The 14,563-nt window shown below is 70.1% G+C and carries 21 protein-coding genes, 1 tRNA gene and 1 pseudogene; 8 read left to right on the top strand and 15 right to left on the bottom strand.

Annotation, left to right across the window (positions count from 1 at the left end):
• The first annotated feature begins 9 nt into the window (after nt 1-9).
• Genes GT755_RS04985 through GT755_RS04970 form a run of 4 tightly spaced genes read left to right on the top strand, consistent with a single transcriptional unit; the run spans nt 10 to nt 3,257 of the window.
• On the top strand, nt 10-861 hold the full coding sequence (locus tag GT755_RS04985) for an amino acid ABC transporter permease (RefSeq protein WP_161478476.1): 852 nt from the start codon (nt 10-12) through the stop codon (nt 859-861).
• Entirely contained in the window at nt 861-1,613 is a 753-nt protein-coding gene (locus GT755_RS04980) for an amino acid ABC transporter ATP-binding protein (RefSeq protein WP_161478475.1), read from the top strand. The genes GT755_RS04985 and GT755_RS04980 overlap by 1 nt, the downstream gene beginning before the upstream one ends.
• A gap of 16 nt (nt 1,614-1,629) precedes the next feature.
• Nucleotides 1,630-2,580, top strand: coding sequence for an ABC transporter substrate-binding protein (locus GT755_RS04975; RefSeq protein WP_161478474.1), 951 nt, complete (start codon nt 1,630-1,632; stop codon nt 2,578-2,580).
• Nucleotides 2,580-3,257 carry a GNAT family N-acetyltransferase gene (locus tag GT755_RS04970; protein ID WP_161478473.1) on the top strand — a complete coding sequence of 226 codons (678 nt, stop codon included), beginning with the start codon at nt 2,580-2,582 and terminating at the stop codon, nt 3,255-3,257. The genes GT755_RS04975 and GT755_RS04970 overlap by 1 nt, the downstream gene beginning before the upstream one ends.
• On the opposite strand, the gene GT755_RS40935 is transcribed toward GT755_RS04970, so the two are convergent.
• The 3 genes from GT755_RS40935 to GT755_RS04955 form a co-directional block, all read right to left on the bottom strand.
• Nucleotides 3,205-4,326, bottom strand: a complete 1,122-nt coding sequence (locus GT755_RS40935; RefSeq protein ID WP_161478472.1) for an AAA family ATPase — start codon at nt 4,324-4,326, stop codon at nt 3,205-3,207. The genes GT755_RS04970 and GT755_RS40935 overlap by 53 nt on opposite strands.
• The gene (gene pnuC, locus GT755_RS04960; protein WP_161478471.1) at nt 4,323-4,940 is read right to left on the bottom strand and encodes a nicotinamide riboside transporter PnuC; all 618 of its coding nucleotides are present in this window, start codon (nt 4,938-4,940) and stop codon (nt 4,323-4,325) included. Before pnuC ends, GT755_RS40935 begins: the two co-directional genes overlap by 4 nt.
• 109 nt (nt 4,941-5,049) lie before the next feature.
• On the bottom strand, nt 5,050-5,394 hold the full coding sequence (locus GT755_RS04955; protein ID WP_161478470.1) for a hypothetical protein: 345 nt from the start codon (nt 5,392-5,394) through the stop codon (nt 5,050-5,052).
• 219 nt (nt 5,395-5,613) lie between these two features.
• Here GT755_RS04955 and GT755_RS04950 point away from each other — a divergent pair, with 219 nt between their 5' ends.
• Complete coding sequence (locus GT755_RS04950) at nt 5,614-7,371, top strand: ABC transporter ATP-binding protein (RefSeq protein WP_235965807.1); 1,758 nt, start codon at nt 5,614-5,616, stop codon at nt 7,369-7,371.
• Here the strand turns inward: GT755_RS04950 and GT755_RS04945 are convergent.
• The 6 genes from GT755_RS04945 to GT755_RS04920 all read right to left on the bottom strand — a co-directional run bounded on the left by GT755_RS04945 (nt 7,346) and on the right by GT755_RS04920 (nt 10,497).
• Complete coding sequence (locus tag GT755_RS04945) at nt 7,346-7,732, bottom strand: VOC family protein (RefSeq protein WP_161478468.1); 387 nt, start codon at nt 7,730-7,732, stop codon at nt 7,346-7,348. The two genes, GT755_RS04950 and GT755_RS04945, sit on opposite strands and share 26 nt — an antisense overlap.
• On the bottom strand, nt 7,729-8,010 hold the full coding sequence (locus GT755_RS04940) for an ArsR/SmtB family transcription factor (RefSeq protein ID WP_285580100.1): 282 nt from the start codon (nt 8,008-8,010) through the stop codon (nt 7,729-7,731). The genes GT755_RS04945 and GT755_RS04940 overlap by 4 nt, the downstream gene beginning before the upstream one ends.
• Before the next feature lie 22 nt (nt 8,011-8,032).
• Entirely contained in the window at nt 8,033-8,944 is a 912-nt protein-coding gene (locus GT755_RS04935) for an RNA methyltransferase (RefSeq protein WP_161478467.1), read from the bottom strand.
• Between the two features lie 241 nt (nt 8,945-9,185).
• A complete protein-coding gene (locus GT755_RS04930; protein WP_030450147.1) occupies nt 9,186-9,377 on the bottom strand; it encodes a hypothetical protein in 192 nt (63 codons plus the stop codon).
• A 5-nt stretch (nt 9,378-9,382) separates the two neighbouring features.
• Nucleotides 9,383-9,928 carry a hypothetical protein gene (locus tag GT755_RS04925; RefSeq protein ID WP_161478466.1) on the bottom strand — a complete coding sequence of 182 codons (546 nt, stop codon included), beginning with the start codon at nt 9,926-9,928 and terminating at the stop codon, nt 9,383-9,385.
• On the bottom strand, nt 9,928-10,497 hold the full coding sequence (locus GT755_RS04920) for a hypothetical protein (protein WP_161478465.1): 570 nt from the start codon (nt 10,495-10,497) through the stop codon (nt 9,928-9,930). Before GT755_RS04920 ends, GT755_RS04925 begins: the two co-directional genes overlap by 1 nt.
• Nucleotides 10,498-10,562: 65 nt before the next feature.
• On the opposite strand from GT755_RS04920, the gene GT755_RS04915 reads away from it, so the two are divergent.
• Nucleotides 10,563-10,820, top strand: coding sequence for a DUF6458 family protein (locus GT755_RS04915; protein ID WP_328794169.1), 258 nt, complete (start codon nt 10,563-10,565; stop codon nt 10,818-10,820).
• Here the strand turns inward: GT755_RS04915 and GT755_RS04910 are convergent.
• Complete coding sequence (locus GT755_RS04910; protein ID WP_161478463.1) at nt 10,817-11,233, bottom strand: hypothetical protein; 417 nt, start codon at nt 11,231-11,233, stop codon at nt 10,817-10,819. The genes GT755_RS04915 and GT755_RS04910 overlap by 4 nt on opposite strands.
• An 83-nt stretch (nt 11,234-11,316) precedes the next feature.
• Between GT755_RS04910 and GT755_RS04905 the strand changes: the two genes are divergently transcribed.
• Nucleotides 11,317-11,390, top strand: a tRNA-Pro gene (locus GT755_RS04905).
• A gap of 112 nt (nt 11,391-11,502) precedes the next feature.
• Here the strand turns inward: GT755_RS04905 and GT755_RS04900 are convergent.
• Entirely contained in the window at nt 11,503-12,063 is a 561-nt protein-coding gene (locus GT755_RS04900; protein ID WP_161478462.1) for a hypothetical protein, read from the bottom strand.
• Nucleotides 12,045-12,317: pseudogene (locus GT755_RS04895) on the bottom strand (PadR family transcriptional regulator); the annotation flags it as partial. The pseudogene GT755_RS04895 and the gene GT755_RS04900, both read right to left, overlap by 19 nt.
• 23 nt (nt 12,318-12,340) lie before the next feature.
• Here GT755_RS04895 and GT755_RS04890 point away from each other — a divergent pair.
• Nucleotides 12,341-12,697: a hypothetical protein gene (locus tag GT755_RS04890; protein WP_161478461.1), complete on the top strand. Its 357-nt coding sequence runs from the start codon at nt 12,341-12,343 to the stop codon at nt 12,695-12,697.
• A gap of 3 nt (nt 12,698-12,700) precedes the next feature.
• Here GT755_RS04890 and GT755_RS04885 read toward each other — a convergent pair whose 3' ends face one another.
• From GT755_RS04885 to GT755_RS04875, 3 genes are read right to left on the bottom strand one after another with little or no spacing between them, the layout of a single operon-like run.
• A complete protein-coding gene (locus GT755_RS04885) occupies nt 12,701-13,048 on the bottom strand; it encodes an ArsR/SmtB family transcription factor (protein WP_161478460.1) in 348 nt (115 codons plus the stop codon).
• 30 nt (nt 13,049-13,078) lie between these two features.
• Nucleotides 13,079-14,290 (bottom strand): MFS transporter, encoded by a 1,212-nt coding sequence (locus GT755_RS04880; RefSeq protein ID WP_161478459.1) that lies wholly within the window; start codon nt 14,288-14,290, stop codon nt 13,079-13,081.
• Nucleotides 14,287-14,553, bottom strand: a complete 267-nt coding sequence (locus GT755_RS04875) for a hypothetical protein (protein WP_161478458.1) — start codon at nt 14,551-14,553, stop codon at nt 14,287-14,289. The genes GT755_RS04880 and GT755_RS04875 overlap by 4 nt, the downstream gene beginning before the upstream one ends.
• Nucleotides 14,554-14,563: the final 10 nt, after the last annotated feature.

Below are 14,563 nucleotides of genomic sequence, written 5' to 3'. Positions count from 1 at the left end.
CTTCAGTCCATGACCACGACCGCGCCGGCCGTCCGGCACGCCACCGGCCCGAAGGTGGCGCCCACCCGGCATCCGTTCCGGTGGCTCGCCGCCGCCGGGGTGCTGCTCCTGCTCGCCATGGCCGCCAACTCCCTGGTCACCAACCCGGCCTGGGAATGGGAGGTGGTCGGCCAGTACCTCTTCGCGCCCTCGGTGCTCCGCGCGGTGCTGCTCACGCTGGAGCTGACCGCCCTCGGCACCGTCTTCGGCTTTCTGCTCGGCGGGGTGCTCGCGGTGATGCGGCTGTCGCCCAACCCGCTGCTGTCGTCGGTGGCCTGGGGGTACGTGTGGGTGTTCCGGGCCGTGCCGCTGATCCTCCAGTTGCTGTTCTGGTACAACCTGGCGCTGCTCTATCCGCGCCTGTCGTTCGGGATCCCGTTCGGGCCCTCGTTCTTCTCCGTGGGCACGATGGACCTGATCGGGCCGGTCACCGCCGCCGCCCTCGGGCTGGCGCTGCACCAGGGCGCCTATGCCGCCGAGATCGTGCGCGGCGGGCTGCTCGCCGTCGACCCGGGCCAGCGGGAGGCCGCCGCCGCGCTGGGCATCCCCCGGGTGCGGCGGTTCTTCCGGATCATCCTGCCGCAGGCCATGCGGAGCATCGTGCCGAACGCCGGCAACGAGATCATCGGCCTGGTCAAGGGCACCTCGGTGGTCTACATCATGGCCCTGCCCGAGCTCTTCTACCAGGTCCAGGTCATCTACATGCGCAACGGCCGCGTGGTCGCGCTGCTGCTGGTCGCCGCCCTCTGGTATCTGGCGCTGACCACGGTCATGTCGGTGGTCCAGCACTACATCGAACGCCACTACGGACGAGGCCGGTAATGATCGAGATCGACGGGGTGCACAAGAGCTTCGGCGCCCTGCACGTGCTGCGCGGCGTCAGCCTGAAGGTCGCCCCCGGCGAGGTCGCGGTGGTCCTGGGCCCGTCGGGCTCGGGCAAGTCGACCCTGCTCCGGACCGTCAACCACCTGGAGAAGGTCGACGCCGGCACGGTCGCCGTCGACGGCGAGCTCGTCGGCTACCGGCGCTCCGGCGACGTCCTGCACGAACTGCCCGAACGCGAGATCCTCCGGCAGCGGACGAAGATCGGCTTCGTCTTCCAGAACTTCAACCTGTTCCCGCACCTGACCGTCCGGGAGAACGTCGCCGAGGCGCCCCTGTCGGCCCAGCGCCGCCCGAAGGCCGAGGTCGCCGAGACCGTCACCCGCCTGCTCCTGCGGGTGGGCCTGGCCGACAAGGCCGACGCCTACCCGGGCACGCTCTCCGGCGGCCAGCGCCAGCGGGTCGCCATCGCCCGCGCCCTGGCCCTCGACCCGAAGGTCGTGCTGTTCGACGAGCCCACCTCCGCCCTCGACCCCGAACTGGTCGGCGAGGTCCTCGACGTCATGCGCGACCTGGCGCGGTCGGGCACGACCATGGTCGTCGTCACGCACGAGATCGGCTTCGCCCGGGAGGCCGCCGACACCGTCGTCTTCCTCGACGAGGGCCGTGTCGTCGAGCACGGCCCGCCCGGCCAGGTCATCGACCACCCCCAGCACGAACGCACCCGCGCGTTCATCAGCCGCGTCCTCTGAAGGAGAACACCTCGTCATGCGCCGGATCCCCGTTTTGCTGCTGCTGCTCGCACTGTCGGCCTGCGGAACGAACGAACCCACGACCACACCCGTGACGACGACGGCGGGATCGACGGTCAACACCGGCCCAGACCAGCAGCGCATCCGCGCGCAGAAGGTCGACGCCATCGCGGCGCAGGTTCCCCCGGCCATCGCCGCCGACGGCAGGCTGCTCGTCGGGCACAGCGGCGAGGGCGCGCCGCCGCTCGGCTTCCTGGCCGACGACGACACCACCTACATCGGCGTCGAGACCGACCTCGCCCAGCTCGTCGCCGACGTGCTCGGCCTGGAGTACACCAGCGAGATCAGCTCATGGGAGAACCTCTTCGTCGGCGCCAAGTCGGGCAAGCTGGAGGCCGTCTTCAACAACGTGACCGTCACCGAGGAACGCAAGGACGTCTACGACTTCGCGACCTACCGCGTCGACCAGCTCGCCTGGCAGGTGGCCGCCGACAGCCCGATCACCACCATCGCGAAGCCCGCCGACATCGCCGGCCTGAAGGTCTCGGTCGGCTCCGGCACCAACCAGGAGAAGATCCTGCTCGACTGGGACAAGGCGAACAAGGACGCCGGTCTCAAGCCCGCCGAGATCTCCTACTACAACCTCTACGGCGACGCCCTGCTGGCCCTGAAGTCGGGCCGCATCCAGGCCTACTTCGGCCCCAACCCGAACGTCGCCTACAACGTGGCCGTCGGCAAGGACACGAAGATCGTCGGCACCGCCTCCGGCGCCGGGCCCGACCTGCAGGGCCTCATCGCCGCCATGACCCTGAAGGACAACGGCCTGGTCAAGCCGCTCAACGAGGCGCTCAACACGGTCATCAAGGACGGCAGCTACCAGAAGGTGCTCGACCGCTGGGGCCTGGGCAACGAGGCCATCCCCGAGTCGCAGATCAACCCGCCCGGCCTGCCGCGGCAGGAGGGCTGATGGCGCACGTCCTCGACAACCCCGGCTGGGCCGCGCTGACCGGCCCGCACGCCCACCTCGCCGAGGTCCGGGGCGGCGTGCGCCGCTACCGGCCGGACGTGTCGGTCTTCATCGGGGTCCCGGCCGACCCGGGCCCGGACGACTGGGCGGCCATCGCCTCCTTTGCCGGCCCCGGCGGCACCATCAGCCTGACCTTCGACGCGCCCCTGCCGGACGGCTGGGAGATCGTGCAGAACATCGAAGGGGTGCAGCTCGACGGCAGCGCCGTCCAGGGCGAACCCTTCGGTGAGGCCGTCGTGCTCACCCCCGCCGACGTGCCCGACATGCTCGACCTGGTGGCCCGCACCGAACCGGGGCCGTTCCTGCCCAGGACCATCGAGATGGGCACCTACCTGGGCGTCCGCCACGAGGGCAAGCTCGTCGCGATGGCGGGGGAGCGGCTGCACCCGCCCGGCTGGACCGAGATCAGCGCGGTCTGCACCGACGCCTCCTTCCGCGGGCAGGGGCTGGCCACCCGGCTGGTGCTCGCGGTGGCGGCCGGCATCCGGGCGCGCGGCGAGACCCCGTTCATGCACGCCTCGGCGTCGAACGTGGACGCCATCCGCCTGTACGAGAAGCTCGGCTTCACCCTCCGGGCGCGGCGGCTGTTCCGCCAGGTCCGGGTGCCGGGCGCCTGAACAGCGCGTCCACCGCCCGCACCGCGGTCTCCAGCCGCAGGGCGGGCGGTCCCGACACGACCAGGTGCGGCATCCCGCGCGCGGCCAGCAGTTCGCGGAAGCGCGCGTCCATGGCGTGGCGGAGGTGCTCGCCGTCGCGCCATCCGTCCTGCTCGAAGGGGACGCCCTCGACGCTGGTGTGGATCCACAGGTCGTGCCGGGCCCGACCGGCGATCCGCCACACCTCGTCGGTGGTCGCCCCGGCATAGCGCTCCTGCCACAGGGCGGTGGCGAAGGGGTCGGTGTCGCAGAACAGCACCGGCGACCCCACCCGCGCCGCGGCGTCCTCCCAGGCCAGCTGGCGTTCGGCGACGACGGTGAACTCCTCGGGACGCCACCGCAGGTCGTCCATCCACGGCTCGGGCTCCCCGGCGAGCTTCGCCGCCCGCCGGGCCAGGGCCAGCTTCTCCTCGCAGTAGGTGCGGCCGTATTCGGGCACCCAGCGGGTGGCCGCCCAGACGCCGCCGCGCGCGGCGTAGTGGGCGGTCAGCGCGCGGGTCAGCGTGGTCGTGCCGGTCGACTCCGCGCCGACGACGACCACGCGCCGGGCCAGGTGGGCCCGGACCGCCGGGCTCAGCCACGGCCAGGCCGCGACCGGGTCCTCGCGGGCCAGGGTGCCGCTGACCGGGTGCCGTGCGCGCGCCGGGTCGACCGGCACGTGGACGGCGCCGAAGCGGCGCGCGAGTTCGTCGCCGTAGTCCTCGGAGCTGAACACCGCGTCGATCCGCACGCCGGGGCCGTGCGCCAGGGCGAGGGCGAACCGGAAGACGTCCACGTGGGCGGTCCAGATCTCCGGGTCGTCGTAGTCGACCTCGATGTCGTCCACGACCGGCGCGATCACCACGTTGGGCTGGGGATGCGCCTCGCGCAGCCAGGCCGCGCGGTCGGCGAGCGGGATCGTCTCCACCGCGTTGGCCGCCACGACCACCGTGACCAGCGCGCACCGCTCCGCCGCCGTGTCGATGAGGTGGTGGTGGCCGGCGTGCGGGGGATAGAACTTCCCGATGACGAGGCCGTGCGCGAAGCTCACCGGGCCACCGCCACCGGCCGCCAGGCCCGCAGCCCCATGACGCACAGCGCCAGGAACAGCACGTAGAGGGCGCTGGTCAGGTACAGGTTCTTGTACGCGTACAGCGGGATGTACACCAGGTCGGCGGCGATCCAGAGCCACCACGACTCCACCCGCTTGCGCGTCTGCCCGTAGGTCGCCATCAGCGAGAGCGACGTGGTCAGCGCGTCCCAGAAGGGCACCGACGAGTCGGTGTAGGCCGACAGCACCGCCGTCAGCAGGGCCGTGGCCGCCACCCCGGCGAGCCCCAGCCAGACCCATTCGGCCGCGCCCGTCCGGGAGACCCGAAGGGCGGTGCGGTCGACGCCGCCGTAGGCCCACTGCCACCAGCCGTAGAGCCCGAGCCCGACGTAGACGATCTGGAGGGCCGCGTCCGCGTAGAGGCCCACGGTCAGGAAGACCAGCCCGAGCAGGACGACGTTGGCGATCCCCAGCGGCCAGTTCCAGATGTTCTGCCGGGCCACCATCCACACGGTCAGCAGGCCGGTGGCGAATCCGAGTAGTTCCGCCCAGCTCGTGGGCACCCCGCCCAGGAAGAAGGCGGGTTCGAGTAACGGTCCGAGCAGATCGGTCATAGTGCCCAAACACTCCTAATCGTCGCCAGGACGATATCAATTCGGCTCGCCGAATCGGGAGTGCGGGCCGCCACGGCCCCGGACCGGGACCGTGGCGGTTCACGCGGGATCAGGCGTTGGCGCAGATGGCGAACACGCTGATGCCGACGGTGGAGTTGCCGGTCTGGCGGCCGAGGCCGATCCAGCCGTTGCCGGTCGGGGTCGGGAACGAGCCGACGAGGATGGCCTCGTTGCCCTGGGCCTCGGCGCCGCCGCCGATGACCCGCTTGCCCGCCGGGCAGAGAACGGTGCGCCGCTGGAAGTTCGGCACGTTGGCGTTGGGCAGGGTGACGACCTGGTAGCCGTCGACGGCCGCCTGGGTGGAGACGGGCGCGGTCGTGGCGCCGGCCGGGGTGGACAGGGTGAGGCATGCTCCCGCCGCGAGGACGGCGAAGGGGATGCTGAGGTAGCGCATCGGTACTCCTGATCGAGAGGGTTGCGGGGGGAGCGGGGTTGAGTATTCAACCCATCACGCACCGTGTCCAAGATCGACACGGCGGAAAACCGTTCGCCTCTCGTTCACCCACTGCGAAACGATGGTGGCGGAGCGAATTGGGGGATCCACTTCATGAGGGAATCAGGTGACACACCCGAACCACCGAGATCAGCGGTAAAGCTCGTACTCCATCACTACTTGACGCAGCTGCGCCTCAAGTGGCCCGTGGCCACACCCGCCCTGTTCCTGCCGGCACTGGGCAACATCTGTCTCTTCTACATTGGCCCGCTTCTGGTGGCCTCCCTGGTCGGCCGCATTGCCGCCGGGGAGAGCGGCGCCGACACCCTGCTCCCGTACGTGCTGGGGTTCGGCGCGGTGCTGCTGCTCGGCGAGGTGATCTGGCGGGCCGGTCTCCACTTCATCAACCGCATCGACGCGCGGGGCATGGAGGACCTGGGCGTCATCGGCATGGACGAACTGCTGGCCAAGGACGCCGCGTTCTTCCACGACAACTTCGCCGGATCGCTCACCAAGCGGGTGCTCGGATTCTCCCGGTCGTTCGAGGGGTTCGTCGACACCCTGATCTTCGGGATCATCTCGAAGGTGCTGCCGCTGGCGTTCGCCTCGGTCGTGCTCTGGCAGTACCACCCGGTGCTGGTGCTCGTCCTGGTCGGCCTGATCGTGGTGACCGGGTTCCTGGCGGCGCCGTTCATCGTGCGGCGGCAGCGGCTGGTCAACGTGCGCGAGGCGGCCCACGTCCGGGTGTCCGGGCACGTCGCCGACGTGCTGTCCAACATGGACACGGTGCGGGCCTTCGCGGCCGAGGACCGGGAGGCGGCCGAGACCCGGGTCAGGCTGGCCGACCTGCGCACCGCCCAGCTGCGGTCGTGGGACTACGGCAACCTGCGCGTCGACACGGTCGTCGCGCCGATGTCGGTGCTCACCAGCACGATCGGCGTGTGGCTCGCGGTGGTCCTCCACGGCGGGCTCGGCGTCGAGGCGCTCATGGTGACCTTCACCTACTACGCGCAGGCCACCGGCATCATGTTCGAGTTCAACCAGGTCTACCGCCGCCTGGAGAGCACGCTCACCGAGGCCGCCCAGTTCACCGAGTTGCTGCTCGAACCGCCGAAGGTCGTCGACCACCCGCAGGCGCAGGCGCTGGGCGTGGCCGACGCCGGGGTGCGGTTCGAGCGGGTCGTGTTCGCCCACGAGGGCAACCCGCCGCTGTTCGACGGGCTCGACCTCGACGTGCCGCCCGGCACGAAGATCGGGCTGGTCGGCCGGTCGGGCGGCGGCAAGACCACGCTCACCCGGCTGCTGCTGCGGCTGATGGACATCCAGGGCGGCCGGATCCTCGTCGGCGGCCAGGACATCAGCCGGATGAGGCAGGCCGACCTGCGCAGCCTGATCGCCTACGTGCCGCAGGAACCGGCGATGTTCCACCGCACCCTGCGGGAGAACATCGCCTTCGCCCGGCCGGGCGCCACCGAGGCCGAGGTCATGGAGGCGGCCCGTGCCGCCCACGTGACCGAGTTCGTCGAGGGCCTGCCGATGGGCTTCGACACCCTCGTCGGCGAGCGCGGCGTGAAACTGTCGGGCGGCCAGCGGCAGCGGGTCGCGCTCGCGCGGGCGATCCTGCGCGACGCGCCGATCCTGCTGCTCGACGAGGCCACCAGCGCGCTCGACTCCGAGAGCGAGATCCTCGTGCAGGAGGCGCTCTGGCGGCTCATGCGCGACCGCACCGCGCTGGTGGTGGCCCACCGGCTGAGCACGGTCGTGCGGATGGACCGCCTGGTCGTGCTCGACCGGGGGGAGATCGCCGAACAGGGCTCCCACGCCGAGTTGCTCGCGGCCGAGGGCACCTACTCGCGGCTCTGGCACCACCAGTCGGGCGGCTTCCTCGTCGAGGAGGAGGAAGCGGAGACCGTCAGTTCATCGCCGCGATCTGGATGAGGTTGCCGCAGGTGTCGTCGAACACGGCGGTCGTCACCGGCCCCATGTTCGCCGGCTCCTGGGTGAACCGCACACCGAGCGCCACCAGCCGCTCGTACTCCTTCTGCACGTCGTCGACCGCGAACGAGGTGTAGGGAATGCCGTCGGCGACGAGGGCGGCCTTCCACGGCTTGGCGGCCGGGTGGGCGTCGGGCTCCAGCACGAGCTCGACCCCGTCCGGCTGCTCGGGCGACACGACGGTCAGCCAGGCGTGCTCACCCATCGGGATCTCGGTCTTCTTCACGAAGCCGAGCACGTCGGTGTAGAACGCCAGGGCCTTCCGCTGGTCGTCGACCAGGATGCTGGCCAGGTTGATCTTCATACCGGTTCCTCCGGTGGAATCCACCGCTCGGCGATCTGCCGCAGCGGCGTCGGGTCGATGAAATGGAACTTGTACCGGCCCTCCCGCCGGCTCTCCACGAGCCCGGCCGCCTCCAGCACGTCGAGGTGCTGGGAGACGGCCTGCCGTGAGGAGGCGAGCTGATGCTTCCCGGCCAGGCGGGCGCAGATCTCGAACAGGGTCTGACCGTTCCGGTCGGTCAGCTCGTCGAGGATCTTCCTGCGGGTGGGGTCGGCGAGGGCTTTGTAGATGTCACCCACCCGCAGGAGTATAGGCAAGTCGCTACTTGCCTATCAAGGCGACGACGATGCGCGGATGCCTCCCGGCCACGGTCAGCGGATACTCCGCGACCGTCCGCCACCTGCGGTCGAGCCGCTGGCCCTCACCCAGGATCGCGACCAGCCGCCCCGCCTCCGGCCACCCCGCCGAGGGAACCGCGTCGGCGGGGAGCCGCACCCCCCAGGGAGGATTGGCCAGCATCCGGTCGGGTTCTCCCGGTTCGGTACGCCAGGCGATGTCCGGATCGTTGAGGCGTGCGGCCCGGATGGCCGCCGGGTCGACGTCGGTGCCGTGGTAGCGCGCGCCGGGCTCCTGGATCCGGGCCTCGACGAGCAGCGTCCCGGCCCCGCAGCACGGGTCGAACACCACGTGACCGGGCCGGATGCCGGCCAGCCGGGCCATCGCCGCGGCGACCGGCGGATGCAGGCTGCCCACCACCGTGGCCTTCCGCCAGGCACGGCGGTGCAGGGGAGTGGGCTGGGGGCGTACCCCCAGCCACATCGTCTTCCCGTCGAGGGTCACCCGCAGATCCGCCGTGCCCGGCGGCGGAGCGCCGTGGCGGCGGGAGAAGTAGGGCACGCCGAGGCGCTCGCCGATGGCGTCCTCGATGTCGTGGCGGCTGAAGTTCCGGGCGCCCGTGAACGACGCGGTGACGCTGATCGGCACGCCCGGGTCGAGGTGGGCGGTGAGGCGGGCGACGGCCTGCCGCAGGCCCGCCTTGGTACGGCCCGGGTCGGGCACCGACGCCCGGACCGCGAACAGGTCGTCGGCCAGGCGGGTCGCGATCGGACCGGCGGCCTCCACGACGAGCTGGCGTTTGGTGACGTCGACGACGAGGTGACCGGCTTCGGTGATCTCGGCGGCGGTCAGGTCTTCCAGGCCGGTGACGGTACGGACGAGGAACTCTGAGGGCATGACGCAACTCCGGGTCGGCGCCCGGGAACGGCAGGATGGCCGGTTCCCGCTTCGCCAGCCGCGGGCTGGGCCTCAGAGTGGCTGGCGGAGCGCTAGCCGACTCGGAAGAACGTCGTGAACATGCCGAGGATGGTGCCACGGCTCGCCGGTGGGGGGCGACGGGTTTTTCCGGGTTCGCGAAGCCGTACAAAAAGAAGCCGCGCGGCCTTGAGCGGCCGCGCGGCGGTTCTTCTGTACGGGGTTACCTGCGGACCCGGCCCCGGCGCCAGGAGCCGCCGTTGCCGACGCTCGCGGTGCCGATGCCGGCCTGGTGGAGGGCCAGGAGGCAGAGTCCGAGTGCGATGAGGGCGGTCAGCCCGATGCCGATGTCGGCGTTGAGCAGGTCGAGCAGGAAGGCGATCCCGAAGACGACCGCCGCGGCGATGGCCAGCATGTGACTTATCCCTTCAGCCGGTCGAACAGATTGCGGTACTCGCGCAGCGCGAGCCGGAGCTGCTCGGTGTCGTTGGTGCCGGAGTTCTTCCACTGGTCGACCAGCGACTGGCGCTTGGCGGCCAGCGCCGAGACGGCCTCGTCGATCAGCGCGTCGGCCTTCTCGACCGACTCGCGCGGGTCGTCGACGAACGCGGCCTTGATGTCCCGCCAGCGCTCGTCGAAGTCGATGTCGTCGACCGCGCTCGGCGCGGGGTCGTCCACGGTGTCGTCGACGGTGACCTCTTCGGCGTCGGACAGGTCGCCCGCGGTGTCGCGGTGGGCCTCGTCGACCGCGTCGGGCGAGGTGACGGAGGCGCTGCCGGCCACGCCCACGGGGGCGGTCTCGGCGTTGCGGTCATGGTCGTCGGGCACCCGGTCGTCGGTGTCACGCGGGCCCGGGACCAGGTTGGAGGCGACCAGCTTGTCGTCGTTGCGGTGGTCGTCGGCGAGGACGTCGTCCTTGTCGGTCTCGACCGTCCTGTCACGGTCGTAGGGGTTGAACGTGGTCATCAGTGATCGGCCTCCTTGCGGGGCGAGTGGGCGTGCACGTCGTCGTCGAGAAGCTCGTCGAACAGGGCGCGGTAGTGGACCATGGCCTGGCGGAGATCCTCGGTGGTGGCCTCCTGCCGGGCGGCCCGGCCGCTGATCTCATGGGCCTGGCGGTAGCGGTCGAGGGTCCCGGCGTGCCCGACCGACAGGACGTTCACGCGCTCCTCGAACTCGTCCGTCGGGTAGCCGCGGTCGGCCATGACGGCGGTGACCAGGGCGTCCGCCTCGGTGACGGCGAAGCTCGGCGCGTCGACGAACCGCTCCTGCACCTCCCGCCACTTCTTCGCGTACGTGTCCCGCGCTTCGGCGTCGAGGGGACGGATGTCGAGGTCGGCGTAGCGGGCCTCCCGGGCCAGCAACTCCTGCTCGGCGTCCCTGCGGCTGTCGGTCTCCTGGACGACACGGTCGTATTCGGGGCCGAATCGGTCCTGCAGGTGGCGCCGCCGGCTCTGGCCCGCCACGACGTACCCGATGGCTCCCAGCGCCACGACGACGGCTACGACCACGACCACCCATGCGATGGCGCTCATGTCTGCCTCCGGCTGTCTGCTTGTCTTCGACACACCGGACTGCCCCTGAAATGAGGGCGTAACCCATGAATTGCCGGGTAGACGGCGTCTTTATGGGATTTGGAGCCAGTTTGGCTTTCGTAGTGGTGGGGGCGGTGCTGGCGTTCGCCGTGAAATGGGAGGCGCCCGGCTTCGACCTTCAGGCGATCGGCTGGATCATGATGTGCGTCGGTGTGGTCAGCGGCGTGGTGACCACCCTGCTCGCCCGCCGCCGCCACTCATCGGACCAGGTGGTCGAGGACGACCTGGTGAACACGGTCGACATGCGGGACGAGACGCTCTAACCGAGCCTGGTTTCGGTGGTCTTCAGGATCTGCGCGATGTGCGAGACGTCTGACGCCTCGATCTCGTGGAAGCCCTGCTCGGGGTCGTAGGCGATGTCGAGGCCGTTGTCGACGAGCCTCCGGGCCCACCTCAGAGCCGTGTTGATCTTCTCTTTCGGCACAGGGCGGCCCTGGGCGGCGGCCGAGAGATTCCGCAGGTTGGTGGCCGGGCCGGACTGGGAGTGGGACCTGGCGAGCTTCCAGGGAAGGGCGGCGGAGTGGTCGGTCATGGGCTTCGACAGGCCCGCCGAGCGCTTGGCCTGGAGGATGCCCGACTCGGTGACACCGAAGTGGGCCGCCAGGTCGGCGTTGGACCAGCCCCTGGCGGAGAGCCTCGCCAGTTCCTCGTGATCGACCTGCGGACGCCTTCCCATGATCGCAACACTACGCGTCGGTGCACGCGGGGCGCGAATCTGCGCTAAGGTTGTTCCGTGCCTGAGGGGCACGAAGCAGTGAACGGGACGTAGCGCAGCTTGGTAGCGCACTTGACTGGGGGTCAAGGGGTCGCAGGTTCAAATCCTGTCGTCCCGACAGGTGAAAGAGGTGCCACGTGATCACGTGGCACCTCTTTTGGCGTCTGCGTGACTTACTGGGTGACTGCGGGTTCTGGGCAAGGGCGTGTTTCTTGGACGAGATGGTGTCGTCACCGGCCTGAATGCGGGTCAGCGATTCTGATCAGCATTTGAGCGGTCAGGACGACCCGGGCGACGCTGCCCGTCAACGCGCAGACGATCAGAATCGACGGCAGAGCCATCACCGTCGCCGTGGTCAACACCGTCACGTCGACCAGCACCATCCCGAAGGCTCCGCTCACGGCCGCCAGACGCACTGCCTTGTAGTGGTATGAGACCGTCTGCGTCAACGCCGCACCCCCACCCAAGGCGGCGGTGGACGGCATCGGCCAGGTCCACGCTTGCGCGTTCACCAGAGCGATTGCCCACATCGCGCCGACGATCGGGCCGGTGGCCGGCAGTGCTCGGCCCGCGGCCCGGCTGGGCGCTTGGCGGACGAAGGCCGCGCAGATGCTGTCGGCATCGCCGAACTCCGCGACCGCCTCCAGGGCTGCGGCTTGCGGGTCGCCGAGCCGCTGAAGCTGGGCCTGGTAGGTCTCAGTCAGGCCGTCGGCCAGTTCCTCCACGACGGGACCGGGCAGGCGCCGGGCCAGGACGCGGAGCTGGCTGTCGATCAGGTCGTGGCCGGCCACGGCGCGCTCTTCAAGGCGGAGGAGATGACCTCGGTGAACTCACGCCAGCCCTGGCGCGCCTCGGTCAAGGCGTGATGGCCCTGCGGCGTGAGCCGGTAGGTGCGGCGGCGGCGTCCGGCCACCACCGACCAGGTCCCGCTGATCAGTCCGGCCTGCTCCAACCGATGGAGGGCCGGATAGACGGTGCCGGTGGGCAGATCCAGCTTCCCGTCGGTGACCTCGCGCAGCGTTTCCTTGACCGCGTAACCGTGCTGGGGGCCTCGCTCTGGCGCTGCACGTGCCCGCCAGACTCACCTGTGTCGTCGCCGGTGCCATGGCCGCCTTCTCGGTCAAAGGCGGCCGACGTCACCGGCGTGCCGGGCGGATCTACATCTGGGCGCTGGGGGTGGTGTCCGCCACCTTGGTGGTGATGTCGCTGATGCGATGGCGGGAGAACGCACATCTGTTCGCCGTCGGGTCCCTGACCTTCGCTTGCGGGTTGGCCGGATACCTTCTGCGTAGGCGCCGCCCCGTCTGGCACATCGCGGGGATGGGAGTGTCCTACGTTGGTCTGCTGACCGGGTTCTACGTCGACAACGGCCTCCGCCTGCCGATCACCGCTCGATCCATCGGCAGACATCACCGTCGCGGGTGAACCCTAAGCCTGCTCGGGCTCAACCAGAGGTGTGAAGATCGCTCCCAGCCGGGCCACCGTCTCGGGGATCACGCGGTAGTACACCCAGGTCCCGCGCCGTTCGCCGTCAATGAGGCCAGCGGTGCGCAGGACCTTCAGATGGTGGGAGATCGTGGGGGCGGTGAGGTCGAACGCGTCGGTCAGATCGCAGACGCACGCCTCGCCGCCCTCGTGGGAGCCGATCATCGACAGCAGCCGCAGGCGGACCGGGTCGGCGACGGCCTTGAGCAGCGCGGCCAGGTCGACGGCGTCCTGCTCCGACAGGGGGCCACGGGTGAGCGGCGGACAACACTCGATCGTCACGGCGGTCATGTGCGGCTCCTAATTCGACATCAATCGAAATTATATGCGGGCGTACCCGAACAGCGACAACGCCGCGATTCCACAGAGAGCCGACACTGTGATCAGAATGACGGGGTAGCCGGCAGTCTCTGCCCCGGCGAAGGCGGCCAGGGGAGCCACGGCCTTGGCGCCGATGGAGAAGAAGGCGATCCGGCCCGCGATGGTGGCGTACGCAGTGGTGCCATAACGTTCGGCGAGCAGGTGCGGACGAGTGATCGTGCCGACACCGAATCCGATGCCGAACAGCAGCACGCACCCGATGGCTCCGGCGGCGGTGTGGCCGACCAGGGGAAGCAGCACTGCTCCTGCGGCTTGCACGGCGAAGACGGTCCCCGCGATCGGTGCTGCCGCCCAGCGTCGCCGCAGCCCGGTGGTGACCACCCGGCCGGTGACAGAAAGCACTCCGAGCAGTCCGGCGACAGTAGCGGCGAACACCGGTGGATGGCCGAGGCGGATCAGATAGGTGACGAGAAGAACACTGATCACGGCGACCGCGCCACCGTGCGTGGTGAAGGCGACGACGAGCAGCCAGAAGGGGTGGCTTCGCACGGCCTCCCTCGTGGTCGCGGCTCGGTCGGCCGGTCGATCTTCACGGAGTCGCCCTCGGCGCAGAACCAGCGCGTGAAGGGGGACGGCGGTCACGCCGTACAGGACAGCCAGGATGATCAGGGCCGTACGCCAGTCGAAGGACGACACGAGCAGGCCGGTGAGCGGGAGGAAGATCGATGAGGCGAAGCCGGCCACGATCGTGACGGCCAGGAGCGCGTTCGCGCGGGCCGAGGCGTCGAACCAGCTGACGATGACGGCGAAGGCCGGTTCGTACAAGACCATCGCTGAGGCCACGCCGAGCAGCAGGAAGACGGCGTAGAGCTGTGGCAAGCCGCCGACCTGGGACCAGGCGAGCAGCGCGAGCGTGCCCAGCGCCGCACCCGCCGTCATCACCCCGCGTCCTCCGTGAACGTCGAGGACCCGGCCGACAAGCGGAGCACACAGCGCCCCGGCCAGGACGGAGACGGTGAGGGCGGCGGCGATCTGCGGAGCCGTGGCCCCCAGCTCTCGCGACATCGGGACGAGGAGAACGGAGAAGGAGTAGTAGATCGCGCCGTAGCCGATGGTCTGGGTGATCGACAGCGCGCCGACGATCGTCCAGCCCCGGCGAAGGGACAGGCCGCCGCCCGTTTCAAGGACGGCGGCCGTGGGTTCGTCGCTCATGTCCGGGCGCACCCAAGCAGATCGCGGCCCGCCGGAGTGGTTCGCCAGGTTCCGGACGATGTCTCGGTGACGAAGTGCTGGGCCAGCAGCCGCCACGTCAACGTTCCCGCCATGCGGGCGATGGCCCGGGGGTAGCCGGGGTTGGTGCTGCCAGGTCGTGCCTCGATGAGGCTGGCGGCGAGCTGCTCCGTAGACAGGGGCTCCGCGGTGCAGATCAGGCGCAGCGCCTCTAGCTGCGGCTCGGTCGGGTGTCCTTCGGACATGGTGTTTCCT

Origin of the sequence: Herbidospora solisilvae (assembly GCF_009901565.1) — a bacterium.
In the GTDB taxonomy this organism is placed as follows: domain Bacteria; phylum Actinomycetota; class Actinomycetes; order Streptosporangiales; family Streptosporangiaceae; genus Herbidospora; species Herbidospora solisilvae.
Note: the sequence above shows the minus strand (reverse complement) of the source record. Positions and strands in the feature narration are given on the sequence as shown.

Bases quoted from the DNA above. Each gene is read 5' to 3' on its own strand.
- GT755_RS04985 (WP_161478476.1), top strand. From the start codon at position 10: ATGACCACGACCGCGCCGGCCGTCCGGCACGCCACCGGCCCGAAGGTG.
- GT755_RS04980 (WP_161478475.1), top strand. From the start codon at position 861: ATGATCGAGATCGACGGGGTGCACAAGAGCTTCGGCGCCCTGCACGTG.
- GT755_RS04915 (WP_328794169.1), top strand. From the start codon at position 10,563: ATGAATTGCCGGGTAGACGGCGTCTTTATGGGATTTGGAGCCAGTTTG.
- GT755_RS04880 (WP_161478459.1), bottom strand. From the start codon at position 14,290: ATGAGCGACGAACCCACGGCCGCCGTCCTTGAAACGGGCGGCGGCCTG.
- pnuC (WP_161478471.1), bottom strand. From the start codon at position 4,940: ATGACCGATCTGCTCGGACCGTTACTCGAACCCGCCTTCTTCCTGGGC.
- GT755_RS04935 (WP_161478467.1), bottom strand. From the start codon at position 8,944: ATGCCCTCAGAGTTCCTCGTCCGTACCGTCACCGGCCTGGAAGACCTG.
- GT755_RS04945 (WP_161478468.1), bottom strand. From the start codon at position 7,732: ATGAAGATCAACCTGGCCAGCATCCTGGTCGACGACCAGCGGAAGGCC.
- GT755_RS04925 (WP_161478466.1), bottom strand. From the start codon at position 9,928: ATGACCACGTTCAACCCCTACGACCGTGACAGGACGGTCGAGACCGAC.
- GT755_RS04930 (WP_030450147.1), bottom strand. From the start codon at position 9,377: ATGCTGGCCATCGCCGCGGCGGTCGTCTTCGGGATCGCCTTCCTGCTC.
- GT755_RS04975 (WP_161478474.1), top strand. From the start codon at position 1,630: ATGCGCCGGATCCCCGTTTTGCTGCTGCTGCTCGCACTGTCGGCCTGC.
- GT755_RS04875 (WP_161478458.1), bottom strand. From the start codon at position 14,553: ATGTCCGAAGGACACCCGACCGAGCCGCAGCTAGAGGCGCTGCGCCTG.
- GT755_RS04955 (WP_161478470.1), bottom strand. From the start codon at position 5,394: ATGCGCTACCTCAGCATCCCCTTCGCCGTCCTCGCGGCGGGAGCATGC.
- GT755_RS04885 (WP_161478460.1), bottom strand. From the start codon at position 13,048: ATGACCGCCGTGACGATCGAGTGTTGTCCGCCGCTCACCCGTGGCCCC.
- GT755_RS04910 (WP_161478463.1), bottom strand. From the start codon at position 11,233: ATGGGAAGGCGTCCGCAGGTCGATCACGAGGAACTGGCGAGGCTCTCC.
- GT755_RS04970 (WP_161478473.1), top strand. From the start codon at position 2,580: ATGGCGCACGTCCTCGACAACCCCGGCTGGGCCGCGCTGACCGGCCCG.
- GT755_RS04920 (WP_161478465.1), bottom strand. From the start codon at position 10,497: ATGAGCGCCATCGCATGGGTGGTCGTGGTCGTAGCCGTCGTCGTGGCG.